This is a genomic window from Vibrio sp. 10N.222.49.C9 (assembly GCF_041474985.1).
Taxonomy (GTDB): Bacteria; Pseudomonadota; Gammaproteobacteria; order Enterobacterales; family Vibrionaceae; genus Vibrio; species Vibrio crassostreae_C.
The window spans coordinates 1-477 of the sequence record NZ_JBFRVD010001487.1 but is presented as its reverse complement, the minus strand read 5'-3'; the positions used below and the strand labels follow the sequence as shown (position 1 = coordinate 477).

At 46.1% G+C, this 477-nt stretch carries 1 pseudogene; it reads left to right on the top strand.

The features are described from left to right. Positions 1 to 462: pseudogene (locus AB4585_RS28880) on the top strand (L-asparaginase); the annotation flags it as partial. Positions 463 to 477 lie beyond the last annotated feature (15 nt).

The following is a 477-nucleotide window of genomic DNA, read 5'->3' as shown; positions in this document are numbered from 1 at the left end:
TCTCTAGATACCTTCAAAGCACATGACCAAGGCTTCTTGGGAACCTTCGCAGGAGGTGAGCCTAAGTTCTATTACGAGCCAGCAAAAGTCATGGGTAAGCCAACATTTGATGTGTCTAAATTAGAGACCTTGCCTAAAGTGGATATCGTATACAGCTACCAAAATATGGGACCTGAGATCATTGATGCCATCGTAGAGTCTGGAGCAGACGGAATTGTGGTTGCGGGCAGTGGTAATGGCTCTGTTCCTTCTGCGGTTCGAGAGAGAATTAGCCAACTAAACGAAGACGGTTACCCAGTAGTGCTTTCTACACGCACAGGCTCTGGCTTCGTTACGGCTAAATCACACGCTATCGGTTCGGGAGTACTAAACCCTCAAAAAGCACGCATCATGCTAATGCTTGCCCTAACTGAAACTCAAGATGTGAAAGAGTTGCCAGTTTACTTCGGCACGCAAAGCTAAGTCTCTCTATAAAAT